Here is a 13,722-nt window from a genome sequence, read left to right on the forward strand (position 1 = left end):
AGACCGCTTCGGCGGTCTAACATACTAGCTTCCGATTCGTTTTTCATGTTTCGCTGCGGAGCGCTGCCGTTCAAAGCAGTATCGTATTACTGCCTGACGCTCTTTTTCGGCCAGATCCAAAAACTCCATGCTTGCCCTCTTCGGCCGGCGCTCTTCTTTTTCCAGCACTCTTCTAACCGCAGCAGTACAATGCAGGTAATGCATCGCCCCGTCCTCCATTGGGAAAGCGAGCGTGATCTGCACCTGTTCATCTTCAAGCAGCTTTGCTTTTGGCGGCACGACGATCATGCATCCACCGCCGCTCACATTTACCGTCACCGTAGTGAATGGACGGTAATGGCCGTGTACAGCTGTATTGACGCTTGTTTCCACGCGTACATAATTTCTGCGCTGCACCCGCTGCCATTCCTTTTTTGCAGGCCGTTCAATGATCAGGGCTGGTATGTGCCCTTTTTGACGGGAAAGCACTTTAGAACGAAACGAATAAACAGCACTATCCTCCCCGACAAACCATACATGAACTGCTCTGCCTGCCTGAAAGGAAATAATTTTACCAGTCTCTTTTTCTGCAGGCATAGCAATCGTGAACGTATGTTCATCTGCATCAAGCAGCTGGGATTTATATTGGGTATCGTTGTCATGTGGTTCTTTCGTTTTTATGTTTTCATGCAGATGCCAAACGCTTCCAATCTCGTACAATAGCTAAAACCCCTTTTACTATATATATCGGATAAAAAGAAACAGTGTTAAATTTCTGTGGCACCGGCACCAGCCTGCTCCCGTACATATTTTGTCAGCTCGGCCGTGATTTCATAGCGCAGAAACGGTGTGATTAAATAAATACCGTTAAAATAGCGGAGCGTTTCATCAATCAGTTCTTTTGCGATAGCGATGCCTTCCCGTTGGGCTGCTTCGGAATCGTTCCCGCAGGCCGCCATCCGCTTCCGCGTATCCCCGGTTAACTGAATCCCCGGAACCTCATTGTGAAGAAACTCTGCATTTCCCGCGCTCACAAGAGGCATGATGCCGATAAACACGGGCGCTCCTAGTCCCCTGACCGCTTCATGGATCGTTTCAATCCGTTCAATGTCATACACCGGCTGGCTCATAAAATAATGCGCCCCTGCATTCACTTTCTTTTCCAGCCTTTTTACAGCTTTATCAATATGAAGCACATTCGGGTTAAACGCTCCCCCGATGGAGAAATTCGTCTTTTCTCCAAGGGACTTCCCGGAAAACAGCCGCCCTTCGTTCATTTCCCGTATCAGAGAGATAAGGGATACGGAGTTCGCATCATATACAGACTTCGCCCCTGGAAAATCCCCGACCTTCGAAGGATCGCCGGTAATCGCCAGCAGGTCCCGCACGCCAATTGTGTGAAGCCCCAGCAGATGGGACTGCAGGCCGATCAGATTCCGGTCCCGGCAGGCGATATGCAAAAGTGGCCTGGCAGAGGTCTGCTGCTTGAGCATTGCCCCCATAGCGAGATTGTCAATCCGCGGGGAAGCAAGGGAATTATCGGCAAGCGTAACTGCATCCGCCCCTGCGTCATGAAGCGCCTGGGATCCGCGTATAAATTTTCCTGTTTTCAGTTTTTTCGGTGGGTCAAGCTCTACGATGACCGTTTTCTCAGTTTTCACTTTTTCATGGAGGGGCACAACCGGTTCCTTATCGGCTGTCGCCTTAGCCGCCGGAGCTTTTACCTTTACCGGGCGCTTCGTCTTTTCCGGAACGTCGTGTTTAACAGCTTCCGCTATCATGCGGACATGCTCAGGCGTCGTTCCGCAGCAGCCGCCAATCAGACGGATGCCCTGTTCTTTAAAGCGGAAAGCCTGCTTATAAAAGTACTCCGGGTTGGACTGGTACACGTAACGACCGTCATACCAGTTTGGAAGACTGGCGTTAGGATAAGCCGAATAATATGCCCGTCCGGTTAATTCCGCCTGCTCAAGCGATTTCAATATATGATACGGGCCCATCCTGCAGTTGAGTCCGACCACTGAAGCGCCGGCATCCTCGATCCGGCTGAAGGCTTCAGTGATCTGCACTCCCCCATGCATGACGCCGACATCACCAAGTGCCACCTGGGCAATAACAGGAATCTCTTCATCTTTACTGCGGATGTAACGGACGATCTGCAGAAGCTCGGGGAGGTCGTAAAACGTTTCGAGCAGCAGACCATCCACCGGTTCCGCCAAAAAGACATTCACCTGTTCCTGCAGCGCCTGATTTAGAAACCCATCTGAATGTTCGCTCACCTGAACGCCTTTAATCCCTCCGACTGTAGCAAATACATAAGCCGAGCCGCCGGAAGCCTTCCTAGCCAGCCGCACGCCGGCCCGGTTAATATCCTGCACTTTATCTTCAAGCCCGTAGCCTTCAAGCTTCACCCGGTTCGCCGCGTAGGTATTTGTCTGGAGAATATCCGCCCCGGCTTCTGCGTATTCCCGGTGAGCATGCTCCACAGCCTCAGGGTCCGTTAAATTCATAGCTTCAAACGAGCCCTTATAGCCTTTCTGGTAAAGATACGTGCCCATTGCCCCGTCGCCGATCAAAATCGAGGAATCGAGTTTTTCGAGTACGTTCATAGCCTTGCCCCTCTCCTGCTTGTGCTTATGAGTTACAGCGCTCTGAGCGCCTGTTCGAGATCTTCAATTAAATCGTCCTTATCCTCTATGCCGATGCTGAAGCGGAGAAGACGGTTATCAACGCCGTTTTGAACCCGTACCGCTTCCGGCATATCTGCGTGTGTCTGTGTTGCCGGATACGTAATAAAGCTTTCAACCCCGCCCAGACTTTCTGCAAACGTGATGATTTTAATGTTTCGTAAAAATGAATCCACCCACTCTTCGTTTTCAAGACGGAAGGAGAGCATTCCACCCCGGCCCGAGTAAAGCACGTCTGTTACCTTTTCATGACCGCTGAGATACTCTGCGATGGCTGTGCCGTTTTCTGTATGCTGCTTCATGCGTAGTTTTAAGGTTTTCATCCCCCGCATCAGCAGCCAGGAATCAAACGGGCTTAAAATTGTACCCATGCCGTTTTGAAGTGCCCCAATTTTTTCAGAAAGCTCGTCCACATTGGATACAATCAGTCCGGCAATCAAGTCATTGTGTCCCCCTAAATATTTCGAAGCCGAGTGCACCACAATGTCCGCCCCTTCTTCTATCGGGCGCTGAAGCACTGGCGTATAAAACGTATTGTCCACAATAAGCCAGGCATCGTGCTTTTTCGCGAGCAGCGAAAGCTCCTTCAGATCCGCTTCCTGCATCAGCGGGTTCGTCGGCGTCTCGATAAACAGCGCTTTTGTTTTATCTGTTATCAGCTGTTCAAATGCTTCGAGATCCCTCGGGTCACCGTATGTAACCGTGACGCCCCAGTGCCGCCATCCTTCTTCGAACAGACGGTACGTGCCTCCGTAAATATCGCTTGTTGCAATCACTTCATCACCGGTTTCAAATATCGCAAACAGCGTCTGGATCGCAGCCATCCCCGAGCTGAGGGCAAACCCGTGTTTACCTCCTTCAAGCGCGGCGATACCGTTTTCAAGCAGGTCCCTCGTCGGGTTGGCCGTCCGGGAATAGTCGTATCCCGTCGATTCTCCTATACCTGTATGTTTATACGCTGTGGAAAAATAAACAGGAGGATTGATCGCTCCGGTCCGCGGGTCGGAATTATTACCCAGTTGTGCCAGGATGGTTTCTATCTGCAGTTGCTTTGACATGTCACAGCCCTCATTTCTGTAAAATTAATGCATTAAATGTACGAAAAGGCCTTCTTCCTTAGACAGAAGAAGACCTTGGCATGCAATACTTCTTCTCATCTCGCAAGCACAGCTTGCAGGAGTTAGCACCTGACCGCTTCACCTGCGGCTGGTTGCTGAGACTTCCAAGGGCCGATCCCTCCATCTCTCTTGATAAGAAACGTTATATGATTACTTTCCAAAGTACATGAAACGAATCGATATTGCAAGTAACCTTTTTATTCCGGTGCAATATCAACATGCAGCTGGTTTTCATTGCCGCAGACGCAGCGGCGAAAACCTGTTTCCATTTCCCCGGCCTTGTTCTTTCTGCCGCGTAGAATGTACTTTTCCCCACATTTTGGACAGCGGATAACAACGCGGTAACGGCGGTCTTCTGACATAGTAGCTTCGTCCTTTCGAGTTGTTATTTCGCATTGGCTTTATTTGCTTTCGACAACGCAAACCACCACAAAAATAGCATGAACGGGATAAGATAATACAGAATATTGCCTAAAGAAGCGCTTAATATATAGTCGTACAGCCCGTGGAAGATAAGCGGAATCGCAAGAGCAAGAAAAAAAGAGAAGAGGCGCCTACCATGACAGGAGGCGCGTTTCGCTGATACCGCATAATAACCCATAATCACACCCAGGAGCGCATGCACCGTCACTGGCAGCAGCGCTCTGGTAACAGCCGTTTCTATGCCGTTTGCAATTAAGTACAGGATGTTTTCAAGCGAAGCAAAGCCAAGCGACAGGGAAAGCCCGTAAATAACACCGTCGTAAGTATTTTTAATCGGAGCAAATCGAAGCACAAACGTATACAGGAGGAAAAACTTGATGCCTTCCTCTAGCAAGGCCGCCTGGGTATACTGCGCCGCAAAAAGCGGCATGCTTACCCCTTCTGTTTCAAGCGCATGTTCGATCACAAGCACCGGGAATACAATCAGTACCCCTATGACAAACGCACGGATGACCGGCAGCCTCCGCTCCACGTCCGCCCGGCGTTTTAATGTGAAATATATCAGTAAAGCAACAGCCGGCGCCAGGGCCGCCATAATCAGTGCGATCACCTTTCGTTCTCACCCTCTCTTGTTAAACGTATCGTATCATGCTATGTTCAAATTCGTAAAAGAATAATGCCAGCCACAGCCGGGCCGACGAGGAGGAATTGAAATGAAAAAAATACTAGTTATCCACACAGGCGGCACGATCGCCATGACCCAGACAGAAGAAAGCGGCGTGGAGCCGGGGCTTCACAACCCTTTAAGCCACTGGAGCCGCATTGCCAATCAAATTGCTGAGATTGTTACGAGCGATTTCCTGCATCTCCCGTCTCCTCATATTACTCCGGAGCACATGCTCTCCTTACACGAGCATATGCTTGAAAAGCTTTCCGAGGATACATATGACGGTGTCGTCATTACGCATGGAACCGACACCTTGGAAGAAACTGCATATGCGCTCGATCTTTTTCATGACAAAGACCTGCCGGTGGTAGTGACAGGCGCAATGCGTTCAAGCAATGAAATCAGCGCTGACGGCCCCCAGAATTTCCTGGCAGCGGTCCGTACTGCCGCAAGCGAGAAAGCCCGGAGCATCGGAGTTCTCGTCGTTTTAAACGAAGAAATCCATTCTGCAAAAAACGTGACAAAAACCCATTCGTCCAATATTGCCACATTTCAGAGTCCGCAATACGGTCCGCTCGGCTTTGTGACTAACAACGAAATATTTATCCATCACTACCCGGCAAGCCGCGAGCATTTTTCGCCGGTCCATATGAATAAGAAGGTCCTCCTTTTAAAAATGGCAGCCGGCATGGATGCTGCTTTGCTTTCCCCGCTGCTTGACCAGCCGCTTGACGGTATTATTATCGAAGCATTCGGCCAGGGCAACATTCCTCCAACCATCGTGCCACTGCTTGAGGATTCGATTGCCAAACAGGTGCCTGTGGTCCTTGTCTCCCGCTGCCACAGCGGTGTCGTCCAGGCTACCTACAGCTATGAAGGAGGCGGCTACCAGTTGAAGCAAAAGGGCGTTATTTTTACGAACGGGCTGAACGGCCAGAAGGCGCGCCTGAAGCTGCTCGCTGCCCTCGATGAAAAACGGCCGCTCGAAGCTATCCGCGACTGCTTTGAACACATTGAGTAGCATCCCCTGCACATTAAAAAAGCCACCAGTTTATTAAAACGAAGTGGCTTTTTTTCGTGCTATATTTTCCGCTATTTTCTCTCCATGAAAGCGTCCGTTTTCGATAAATATCTCGTTCGCTTCATCTCCTGCGGCTATAACTCCGGCAATATAAACGTTTTCCCGGTTTGTTTCCATCGTTTCCTCATCAAAGAACGGACGGCCTGACTGTTCATCAACAGCAATACCGAGCTGGCGGAAAAAAGCTCTCGATGGATGATAGCCGGTCATGGCGAAAACAAAATCAGCCGGCACAGAATGGGAGACGCCCCCTTGTTCATAAACAACCTGATCGGGCTCAATACGCACCACGTCTGCTTCAAATTCCATCCGGGCTGCGCCGCGCCGGACCATTGCCTGAAAATCGGGGAGGATCCACGGCTTAATGCTTTTAGAATACTCCTCTCCCCGGTAGAGAACCGTCACCTGAGCGTTCACCTGCTCAAGAGCAAGAGCAGCGTCTACAGCTGAATTTCTCCCGCCGATAATAACGATTTTCTGGTTAAAATGAGGATGGGCTTCTTCAAAGTAATGCTTTACATGCGGCAGGCTTTCTCCAGGCACGCCCATGTGATTTGGATTATCATAGTAGCCGGTGGCTATAATAACGTGAGGAGCTTTCCACTCCCGGATTCCTCCCTGCAGCGTTTCAGTTTGCACCAGATAACCTTCCTCCGTTTCCAGGATCGTCTGCACTTCTTCGTAATTGTAAATACGCAGTTTTTCCGCTTCTGCTACTTTGCGGTAATAAACTAAAGCCTCCTGGCGCCGGGGCTTTCGGTCTACAACCGGAAAAGGATGGCCGCCGATTTCAAGTTTATCCGCAGAGCTGAAAAACGTCTGGTGTACGGGGTACTCATAAATGCTGTGGACAATATTTTTCTTTTCGATAATAGCTGCATCAATTCCCCGGCGCTTTAATGCGATCGCTGCTGCCAGACCGCAAGGCCCGCCCCCAATAATAATTACTTGCTCATTCATATTCATACTCCTTTATTCACTGTTGGAATGACTGTTTCTCAGCACAAACAGGTGCGTTTCCGCCGGGGCACCGTGGCGCATCGGTATGCTGGTCGTGCCGTAGCCGTTGCTGATAAACAAAGCCTGGTATTTTTCATCGTACCAGCCCCCCTTTAATTTCGGCCCCCAGCCGAAAAGCCGGATTTGACCGCCATGGGTATGCCCAGTAAGCATATACACCGCCCGTTCGGAAAAAGGGCCGTACCGGTAATACGCTTCCGGATTGTGGGCAATAAGTAGGTCTGCCTCTGGCACAAGTGCCGGATTACGGTAGGATTCGTAAAAGCGTTCCTCTCCGAAGGAAGCGATCGTAAAATCACTTTCCTTTAACGTGTATTTATTTTTTTCAAGAATTTCGATCCCCTCCTGATGCAGAAGCGGCCTAAGCCATCTGCGGCCCACCTGCAGATCGTGGTTTCCCCAGATAAACACGACCGGGGCATGACTGCGGAGCAGGCGGAGATTCTGTCTGATACGTTCGGCTGGCACGCCCAGCTCGGTCAGGTCGCCGCCAATAATAACCAGATCAGGCTTCCGTTCGAGCTGCCCGAATAATGCAGGCGATACCCGCCGGCGGTGAATATCGGTGATGAAAAAAATGGAGGAGCCCTCCACCTCCGGCGGCAGATTTTTATATTCCAGCTCATGAGTTCTTACTTTATTCTGCCATGTTTCCTGCAGGACTCTGCCGGCATACAGCACAGAAAAAAGAAGAGGAGCCAGCAGCCATTTTTTCATGATGGAACCCCTCTTTTCCTTTATAAAATTTGAACGTTTCCGGACAATTTAAAAACGAGTATACGTATACCGTTTATCTCCGCTATACTTATGTAAGGGAAAAACTGACCGGAAAGAAGGTATTTAAACGATGGATCTTATTGTCTTTTTAGCAGGAGCCGCTTTATTTGGAGGAGGCTTTTTTTTGCTTTTATATTTTCTGTTCAGAAAAAAACCGCTCACCTGGCCGTTTGTATTAATGATTTTTGGCGTGATTGCCTGTTTTGTCGGCCTTCTTTTATCTTCACCACTGACAGAAACTTCTGCCGCGTTCATTTCTACTGAAACATACTTATGATGAACGGGGATGCCAGGGCGGTAATGACAATCAATATAAATGCGGCCAACAGCGTATGGGGAAGAGTCAGCATTGGACTCTCTTCTTCCTCCGGCTCTTCCTCTTTTCCGGAGTAGCGTGAACGCCTTAAAGCCTCCTGGTGCTCCTCTTCACCCGAAGTCTCCCCGCCTGCACTGCCACGACGGCGGCTGAGGCGGCTCCGATCTGCATCCGGATGCTTTGCATTTTCCTCCGTACCGGCGTTTCGCTTTTCCATACGTGTTTTATTCATGCTTCGCTCTCTCCCTTCCGAAAAACAGCTCCTCCAGTCGTATTTCCCACGGGGCTGTTTCTTTTTCTTTCTCTGCTCCCTGATGCTCACGAAAAGGAAGCCTGTGCCCGCACATATCGCAGCAAGGTTCGGGACGTTTCATTAACGCTTCCCCAAAAACCTGCAGTAATAAACGTCTCCGGCAGTCTTCGTTATTTTCTAACCATTGTATCATAACCTTCAGCTTTTTCTGCTTTTCAAACGATCGCTGCTGCACCTGCTTTTCCAGCTCTTCCAGAAGCTCTGCCTCAGGCTTCCCCGGGTATTTTTCAAAATAGTAAGTAAGAAAACGGGCAGCAGTTTCTGTCCATCCCATTCTGTTTATCAGGTTATCTGTTATTTCTCCCCGGCTGCTTTGGGCTGCCGCAGCCAATGCGGAGCCGAGCTCATTCACAGGGGGGAGCTCTGCTTCCATCAGCATCTGCGGAATAATGATGTCTTCCTCCAGGTAGAGCACCGCCGCCCATGCCTGTCTACCGTCCCTTCCAGCTCTTCCGATTTCCTGAATATACGATTCTGCATCTTTTGGAAAATGATAATGAAGAACAAATTCGACGTTAGCTTTATTCAGTCCCATACCAAAGGAATTTGTGCACACTACGACGTCCAGGTCGCCGTGTAAAAACTGCTGCTGGATCATCAGCCTGGCCTCATTTTCAAGACCGCCGTGATAAGCCTCCACCCGGTGGGAGGTTTTTTCCTGGAGCAGCGCTTTAAGCTCTTCGCATTTTTTCCGGCTCGATACGTAAACCAGTCCGGGACCGGAAGCCTTCTGAACGAGCTCGACCATCTCTCTTTTCTTTTCCCGCTCACTCGTGCACCGTTGGACAAACAGAGCAATATTTGCACGATCCACCGAATGAATGAATTCTTCCGGCGCTTTCATCTGCAGCTGGTTTTTTATGTCAAGCTGCACTTCCGGGGTTGCCGTTGCCGTGAAAGCTGCCATACAGGGACGTCCCAGTGCTTGCCGAACCGGCCCGATTTTCAGATAATCCGTCCGGAACTCGTGCCCCCACTGGGAAATACAGTGGGCCTCGTCCACTACCATCATTGACACTTTTACACTCTTCAGCCGCTCTACAATAAACGGCAGGGAGAGAGCTTCTGGAGATATATACAAAAGCTTTAACGACGAAAGCCGGCTGAGCACCCGGGATTTCTCCTCCGGGCTCATAAAGCTGTTGTAGGCGGCGGCTGCTTTAATATGTCTTGCCCGCAGCTCCTGGAGCTGATTATCCATCAAAGACAAAAGCGGGGAAACGACAATCGTCAGGCCGCTCTTCATTAAAGCGGGCAGCTGAAAGCAGATGGACTTGCCGCTTCCAGTCGGCAGGACGGCCAGGGTGTCCGTATCTGCCAGCAGCGCATCCACGATCGGCTCCTGGTACTCATGCAGAGAAGGAAAGCCAAAGTATTTATTCAGCGCTTCTGTTTTTCCGCTCACCTTTTTCCCCTCCTTTCGCCAGTGCAAGCCGGATCGCAAAATATGTCACGTCCCCGCCCAGCTGTTCTTTCAGCGCCTTCAGCTTAAACGTATCAAGAGAAGCAGCCACCCGGCGTATGGCTTCCTGCTGCTTTCGTGGAACCAGATGGTCAATGGAAAATCCTTCGACCTCGCCGGCAATTTCCACAAAATGGTCTTCAATGGTACTCTCCTTTAAACGGCGGGCACGGGCGACCTCTTCGAGTGACAGTCCCCTGTTTATAAAATCAAGCGTCTTTTCAGCTGTAACGGTAAGCTGAGGATTTCCTCCGGCATCCAGGCATTCATAAAGAACAGTGCCCGGCCGGCTCTCCGCTTTTTTTATTAAGGTGTGCACCGTTCCCTGAAACAAATACTCAATTTCGGCCTTTTCCATGCCCTGGATACGCGCTATCTGATCTGTCGTTTTACCGAGAGTTTCCGCTCCCGTCAGCTTGTATACAAATATAAATGCCTGTATCTCCTTCAGTTCATGCAAGCAGCTCTTTATTTCTTCATATAACCTGTTCATGGCAGTGTATCTTTCCGCTCCCCATGCCGACAGCTTTTGTTTTACCCACTCCTGTGCTGATACATCCTGGATAATAGGCACAAACTGTTTTTTCTGCTGATACAGGTGGGAGAGTGTCTGAATCAACAGAGCAATCCTTCTCCAAAACTGCCGTCCCGTGTCGCGGTACGCCCAACCGTCAAAGCCTGCTTCTTCCAGTATTTTCTCCCACGGTTCAATAGCAGCGGCAGCCTCTGCACCCGGGATTCCTCCGGCCTCCAGCCAGCCGCGTTGATAAAAAGAGGCGGTAATGTGTTCAAACTGCGGTTTGTCGAGCCTGGCCAGGGCCCCGAACAGGTCCTTCGATTGAAACCACTTGGCGTCTGTGATCGTCTGGGAGGACCGCTTTCCAGACAAAAGGTGATAGGCAGAAGCGTCTGTACGTTCTCCGCGGAGCCTTTTTAATGCTATCAGGATCATCGCCTCTTGAAACAGCAATACGCCTCTTCCTTTCTATTCGTTCATCAAAATGCCACAAGTTAGGCTGTGTGGGGCGTTTCATATCTGTTGAAAAGTTTATCACGAAGAAATACAATATGGAATAGACCTTACGACGCTCTTCAATCAAGCGCATAAGTTTATAGATATCCGATCACATGGAGGGACACAGATGGCGAAATACACCATTGTTGATAAAGATACATGTATCGCCTGCGGTGCCTGCGGGGCAGCAGCTCCCGATATTTTCGATTACGATGAGGAAGGTCTGGCCGAAAACATCGTCGATGATAACCAGGGTACAGAGAGCATTCCGGACGACCTTGAAGAAGATATGATCGACGCTTTTGAAGGCTGCCCGACCGATTCCATCAAAGTAGCGGAGGAACCGTTCGGCGGTGACCCGTTTAAATTCGAATAAGCACCGTGCCCCCAGGCTGCTGGGGGTTTTTTTACAGATTCTGTTCCCTGCCTTTCTTCCGTCTATCATTCCTGCTATAATGCAGGAGATGTTTACTATACATATTGAAGGAGGAGATTGCCTTGGCAGAAAACAAAGAAGTGGAAGTGCTCATTGAAATTCCGACAGGCAGCCAGAACAAATACGAATTTGATAAAGATAAAGGTGTCTTTAAACTCGACCGCGTGCTTTTCTCTCCGATGTTTTATCCAGCAGAATACGGTTACATCGACGACACGCTGGCGCTCGACGGAGACCCGCTTGACGTACTTGTACTCGTTACCAATCCAACATTTCCAGGCTGCGTCATTGACGCCCGGGTCATTGGCTATTTAAACATGATCGATGACGGGGACGAGGATCAGAAGCTGCTCGCTGTACCAACGGAGGATCCACGTTTTGAAGGAGTAACTACGCTTGATGATGTACCGCAGCACAAGCTAGATGAAATCTCCCACTTTTTCCAGACGTACAAAGAGCTTGAAAAGAAAACGACTAAAATCGGCGGCTGGGAAAACGAAGCAGAAGCAGCTAAGCTTGTACAGGAATCCATCGACCGTTATAACAACCAGTAATTATCAAACGGGCCGGCAGCGGGATATTTTTCTGCTGCCGCCGGTTTTTTATACATGCACGAAACCGAAGAGGCTGAATACCAGTCTCTTTTCGTATGTTCAGCGGCGTCAGGTAAATTGACACCTGTACTGGAGTATGATAAAGTTCTTTCCAACTACGCGTAGACATTTGTCCTCCAGAGAAATACAATTGGGCATTTAAAGCACAAAATGTCAACGGACTTTTTGTGAATGAACGAACAAGGGAGTGGAGTAACATGCAGAAAACTATGAACGAAGAAGAAACAGCGACCAGAAATCAGACGTTTCGTGTGCTTGTATCCGATTCGATGAGCAGCGAGGGCCTATCGCCGCTGCTTGAAAGCAATCAGGTACAGTGCGTTCAGCAGCACGTTGATGAGGCAGAAGGACTCGATTCTTTTGATGCCCTGCTCGTCCGGAGCGGTACGACCGTCACTGCGGAAGTAATGGATTCCATGCCGAACCTCCGCATCGTAGCCCGCGCCGGTGTTGGAGTGGATAATATTGACATTGATGCCGCTACCAAACGGGGGATTGTTGTGATCAACGCCCCGGACGGCAATACCATCTCCACGGCCGAGCACACATTTGCCATGATGGCTTCGCTCGCCCGTAAAATTCCGCAGGCGAACGCCTCATTAAAGTCCGGTGAATGGAACCGTAAAGGCTTCCAGGGTACGGAGCTTCGCGGAAAGACGCTTGGCATTGTAGGCTTCGGCCGTATCGGTTCGGAGCTGTCCAAGCGGGCCCAGAGCTTTGAAATGAGCGTTATCGTATACGATCCGTTCCTGACAAAAGAACGCGCAAACGAAATGGGCGTTGACCTCCGGGACTTCGAAGAGCTGCTCGGAGAGGCGGACGTAATCACGGTTCATACGCCGCTCACCAAAGATACAAAAGGCATGCTTGGCCAGGAGAACCTTGGCAAAACAAAGCCCGGAGTAATGCTGTTAAACTGCGCCCGCGGCGGGATTATTGATGAAGACGCCCTCGTTCATTATCTTGAAAGCGGCCATGTGGCAGGCGCGGCTCTTGACGTTTACGAAGAGGAGCCGGCGAATGAAAATCCACTCATCGCATTTGAACAGGTCGTCAGCACACCGCATATTGCGGCTTCAACAAAAGAAGCCCAGTTAAACGTTGCTTCCCAGGTTTCCGACGAGGTGCTTCAGTTTCTGCAGGGGCTGCCGGCCTTAAACTCCATTAACCTCCCGACCATGTCGAAAGAAAAGTTTGAAGCGATACGCCCGTACTATGAATTTGCCCGCCGCATGGGTAATATCATGTCCCAGAGCGTAAAAACGCCCGTTCAGGAGCTGAACGTGCGCTACAGTGGCAATGTCACCGACCTTGAAACATCTATTCTGACCCGCTCCCTTCTCGCCGGCTTTCTCCAGAGCCGCATTGACGCACCGGTCAATGATGTGAATGCCTCCACGATCGCCAAGGAACGGGGCATTGACTATGGAGAGCAGTTCGGCTCCCAGTCGCTTGGCTACTCCAACCTGATTCAGGCGACCGTCGAAGGCGAAGGCCGTTCGTTTGCGCTGTACGGCACCTATGTGAAGGAATACGGTCCGCGCATCGTACGCATTAACGACTTTAATGTCGACTTCTATCCGACCGGCCACCTCATTTATATCCAGCATACGGATAAGCCGGGGGTTATCGGTAAGATGGGACAAATTCTCGGAAGGCATCAGATCAACATTGCCACCATGCAGGTTGGACGCCGCGAAGAAGGCGGCGAAGCCATCATGATGCTCGCCGTTGACCGTGAAGCCAACCAGGATGTCGTAAAAGATTTAACGTCCATTGAAGAAATTTCCCTGGCCGATACGATTGAACTGTAG

14 protein-coding genes and 1 riboswitch are annotated in these 13,722 nt (G+C 50.1%); of the genes, 4 read left to right on the forward strand and 10 right to left on the reverse strand.

The features are described from left to right. Positions 1 to 24 precede the first annotated feature (24 nt). The 5 genes from ACTRXF_RS09935 to prsW all read right to left on the reverse strand — a co-directional run bounded on the left by ACTRXF_RS09935 (position 25) and on the right by prsW (position 4,817). Positions 25 to 699, reverse strand: a complete 675-nt coding sequence (locus ACTRXF_RS09935) for a flagellar brake protein (RefSeq protein ID WP_474278982.1) — start codon at positions 697 to 699, stop codon at positions 25 to 27. Positions 700 to 746: 47 nt separating this feature from the next. Continuing rightward, positions 747 to 2,588: a bifunctional homocysteine S-methyltransferase/methylenetetrahydrofolate reductase gene (locus ACTRXF_RS09940; RefSeq protein ID WP_474278984.1), complete on the reverse strand. Its 1,842-nt coding sequence runs from the start codon at positions 2,586 to 2,588 to the stop codon at positions 747 to 749. Between the two features lie 32 nt (positions 2,589 to 2,620). Further along, a complete protein-coding gene (locus tag ACTRXF_RS09945) occupies positions 2,621 to 3,724 on the reverse strand; it encodes a methionine biosynthesis PLP-dependent protein (protein WP_474278986.1) in 1,104 nt (367 codons plus the stop codon). A 92-nt stretch (positions 3,725 to 3,816) separates the two neighbouring features. After that, positions 3,817 to 3,923: riboswitch (SAM riboswitch) on the reverse strand. A 58-nt stretch (positions 3,924 to 3,981) separates the two neighbouring features. Beyond that, complete coding sequence (locus tag ACTRXF_RS09950; RefSeq protein ID WP_176967630.1) at positions 3,982 to 4,146, reverse strand: hypothetical protein; 165 nt, start codon at positions 4,144 to 4,146, stop codon at positions 3,982 to 3,984. A 23-nt stretch (positions 4,147 to 4,169) separates the two neighbouring features. Continuing rightward, the gene (gene prsW, locus ACTRXF_RS09955; RefSeq protein ID WP_474278988.1) at positions 4,170 to 4,817 is read right to left on the reverse strand and encodes a glutamic-type intramembrane protease PrsW; all 648 of its coding nucleotides are present in this window, start codon (positions 4,815 to 4,817) and stop codon (positions 4,170 to 4,172) included. A gap of 103 nt (positions 4,818 to 4,920) precedes the next feature. Between prsW and ACTRXF_RS09960 the strand changes: the two genes are divergently transcribed. Further along, positions 4,921 to 5,895, forward strand: a complete 975-nt coding sequence (locus tag ACTRXF_RS09960) for an asparaginase (protein WP_474278990.1) — start codon at positions 4,921 to 4,923, stop codon at positions 5,893 to 5,895. Between the two features lie 33 nt (positions 5,896 to 5,928). Here the strand turns inward: ACTRXF_RS09960 and ACTRXF_RS09965 are convergent, their stop codons facing one another. From ACTRXF_RS09965 to ACTRXF_RS09985, 5 genes are all read right to left on the reverse strand, one after another. Then, positions 5,929 to 6,915 (reverse strand): YpdA family putative bacillithiol disulfide reductase, encoded by a 987-nt coding sequence (locus ACTRXF_RS09965; protein ID WP_474278992.1) that lies wholly within the window; start codon positions 6,913 to 6,915, stop codon positions 5,929 to 5,931. Positions 6,916 to 6,927: 12 nt separating this feature from the next. After that, positions 6,928 to 7,692 carry a metallophosphoesterase gene (locus ACTRXF_RS09970; protein WP_474278994.1) on the reverse strand — a complete coding sequence of 255 codons (765 nt, stop codon included), beginning with the start codon at positions 7,690 to 7,692 and terminating at the stop codon, positions 6,928 to 6,930. A 317-nt stretch (positions 7,693 to 8,009) separates the two neighbouring features. Further along, the gene (locus tag ACTRXF_RS09975; RefSeq protein WP_474278996.1) at positions 8,010 to 8,300 is read right to left on the reverse strand and encodes a hypothetical protein; all 291 of its coding nucleotides are present in this window, start codon (positions 8,298 to 8,300) and stop codon (positions 8,010 to 8,012) included. Beyond that, positions 8,293 to 9,786 carry a RecQ family ATP-dependent DNA helicase gene (locus ACTRXF_RS09980; RefSeq protein ID WP_474278998.1) on the reverse strand — a complete coding sequence of 498 codons (1,494 nt, stop codon included), beginning with the start codon at positions 9,784 to 9,786 and terminating at the stop codon, positions 8,293 to 8,295. Before ACTRXF_RS09980 ends, ACTRXF_RS09975 begins: the two co-directional genes overlap by 8 nt. Beyond that, positions 9,758 to 10,813 (reverse strand): YpbB family protein, encoded by a 1,056-nt coding sequence (locus tag ACTRXF_RS09985; protein ID WP_474279000.1) that lies wholly within the window; start codon positions 10,811 to 10,813, stop codon positions 9,758 to 9,760. The genes ACTRXF_RS09980 and ACTRXF_RS09985 overlap by 29 nt, the downstream gene beginning before the upstream one ends. A gap of 172 nt (positions 10,814 to 10,985) precedes the next feature. Between ACTRXF_RS09985 and ACTRXF_RS09990 the strand changes: the two genes are divergently transcribed. From ACTRXF_RS09990 to serA, 3 genes are all read left to right on the forward strand, one after another. Next, positions 10,986 to 11,234, forward strand: a complete 249-nt coding sequence (locus ACTRXF_RS09990; RefSeq protein WP_022792296.1) for a ferredoxin — start codon at positions 10,986 to 10,988, stop codon at positions 11,232 to 11,234. Positions 11,235 to 11,356: 122 nt separating this feature from the next. Then, positions 11,357 to 11,848: an inorganic diphosphatase gene (locus tag ACTRXF_RS09995; RefSeq protein WP_022792297.1), complete on the forward strand. Its 492-nt coding sequence runs from the start codon at positions 11,357 to 11,359 to the stop codon at positions 11,846 to 11,848. A 257-nt stretch (positions 11,849 to 12,105) separates the two neighbouring features. Continuing rightward, positions 12,106 to 13,722 (forward strand): phosphoglycerate dehydrogenase, encoded by a 1,617-nt coding sequence (serA, locus tag ACTRXF_RS10000; protein ID WP_474279002.1) that lies wholly within the window; start codon positions 12,106 to 12,108, stop codon positions 13,720 to 13,722.

The sequence above is a fragment of the Marinococcus sp. LNHM3E3-2.2 genome (assembly GCF_056034385.1).